Annotated in this window: 3 protein-coding genes; 1 reads left to right on the top strand and 2 read right to left on the bottom strand. The window is 56.7% G+C overall.

From position 1 onward, the window contains the following. Positions 1-419 (top strand): hypothetical protein (locus tag ACH2EH_RS05500; protein ID WP_395139706.1); only part of this gene is annotated, 419 nt, incomplete at its 5' end. 10 nt (positions 420-429) lie between these two features. Here the strand turns inward: ACH2EH_RS05500 and ACH2EH_RS05505 are convergent. Both ACH2EH_RS05505 and ACH2EH_RS05510 read right to left on the bottom strand, forming a co-directional pair. Continuing rightward, positions 430-1,716, bottom strand: a complete 1,287-nt coding sequence (locus ACH2EH_RS05505) for a hypothetical protein (RefSeq protein WP_395139707.1) — start codon at positions 1,714-1,716, stop codon at positions 430-432. Next, a partial coding sequence (locus ACH2EH_RS05510) for a glycosyltransferase family 4 protein (RefSeq protein ID WP_395139709.1) occupies positions 1,713-2,064 on the bottom strand: 352 nt, incomplete at its 5' end. The genes ACH2EH_RS05510 and ACH2EH_RS05505, both read right to left, overlap by 4 nt.

The raw sequence follows: 2,064 nt of genomic DNA on the forward strand, positions 1-2,064 counted from the left end.
GCCCGGGGAGCAGTCAGGCGCGCAGAGGTGGGGGAACACAGATTCTCAACCTGGAAGCGGATACCGTCGTTCAGTACATTCCAGAGCGCAACGAGAACAGCGTCCTGAGTATTGGCTATATCGAGCGTGATAATCTGCGCATTATCCCAATCACCCTAACCCAGCTCACCCACGATAATAAGCGGACATCGAACTATGACTATTACTACGGCTATGGTCTGGGAATCTACTCGGCTCGGCTTAACCTAGGGGGAACCGACACTACCAGTGGGACGACCAAGACTCTGATCGGAGCCCAGTTTGTCCTTGGTCTGAATCTCACCGAGTCTACTTTCGTTGAGGCTAAGTACCTCTACCCTAGCAAGTACGACAATAAGTTCATCGGTGGCCTGCAGATCATGTTCGGCATGCGCATGTAGCAAACCGCACCTAGCCCCCCGCTCCACTCTGAGCCGGGGGGCTTTGTGTTTTCTGGGCAGCCAGGGGAAAAAGAAGCGTTGCGGCAGCCAGAACCCCTGAGTCATTAAGGGCAAGTGCCGCACCGCCCGTGATCAAATCCCCTCCAGCACGCCGCCGCGCCAATAAAATACCACTCGTCAGCAACAGAAGGCTCCAGGGGCTACTCACCAGCAAGTGCCCATTCATCGCGAGCTTTCGTCCGATGAGCATCAGGCTTCCTGTGCGCTCTCCAGAAATAGCCTGCCCTAAGTGCGTTTGTGCTCCTGCACCCCGGCTCACATCCCAGCGTGCCAGCCCTAAAAAGAGCAAGCCAATCCCCAGCAGCGCTGCAAGAGACGCCAGCAGCCGCTTTTTTACGGGCAGCTTCCCCACTTTCTGTGCCGCAATCCCGACAAGTGCAGCCAGAAAACAGCCATTATTTGCCCCCAAGCTTGGCGCACCGATTGCCAGGGCAACCGCCAGCAGTGTGGGAGCCTCAAAGCCCGCCGCAAGAGCGCACCCAATGAACAAGCCTGCTGCATCATTGCCGATTCCGTAGAAACGTGCCGCCTCCGTGACTGAGTAGGAAAACGGCAGGCGCTCCAATAACGGGCTTCCCAGCAAAAGATCAGCCCAGAGCACGAGGGCTATCCCTCCAAAAATATTCGGATTCCCTAGTGACTTTCCGCGCCACGCGGAAAAAAGCAGCGCCAGTGAAAAGAGCCAGGGCGCAACCACGAGAAAGCGCAAAAGCTCCGCTTTTCTCTCCCAAGTCGCCTGGCGCAGTTTTAGCTCGGCAAGATTCCCTGACACCAGAGTCGCCGGACGACCTGCGCCGAAGGGCTTTCCTTCCATAGTGGCCGCAATATCGGTCGCAGCAATTAATCCGGGAGTGAATCGGGTTGAGGGCGAGGTCAGAAGCCCCGTGGTTTGTGTCAGACAGGCCGTCCCGAAACGCTCTCCTTCCTGCCAGCGGAGAACAAGAGCAGGGGAATTTGTTTTAGGAGCCAGGTCGGTTTGGACAATTTGGATGCGAGGCGCATGTTCCCCCACCGGACTCCGACTTCCGGTTGCCAAGACATCCTCAATGCTCCACGTCTCCCCTTTAATGCCGCCACGCAGGGGAAAGAGTGCCCGTGCGCCAACAAATGCTTTGAGAGAATCAGAGCGCACCACCAATAAATTTTCGGGAAGTGGCTGTGTCTGCGGTGGCTGGGCGCGTATTACCGCAACGGCGATTGTGATCGCCAGCATCAGCCAGGGAATAATTTTTTTCACTGTAGCACCCTACCGTAGATTTTTCGCGTCTCGGCACGCATCACGGCTTCCGTAAAATGCTCAGCAACACGCTGACGAGCACGCTTGCTCAGAAGTACCTGTCTTGCCGGATTACACAGGAGCATCAGCGCCATACGCAGCTCGTCTGGATCGTCAGGGGAGACCAAGACTCCCGCATCTCCCAGTGCCTCTGGGATTCCTCCGACACGGGATGCGACAATAGGTTTGCCCGCTGCCATCGCTTCCAGAACCGCCAGCCCAAGCCCTTCAGAGCGTGAGGGCTGGCAGTAAATATCAGCACCCGCTAAGAGCAGCGGTATATCTTCGCGGTGACCTAAGAGTGTCACA

The organism is Armatimonas sp. (genome assembly GCF_043760365.1).
Classification (GTDB): domain Bacteria; phylum Armatimonadota; class Armatimonadia; order Armatimonadales; family Armatimonadaceae; genus Armatimonas.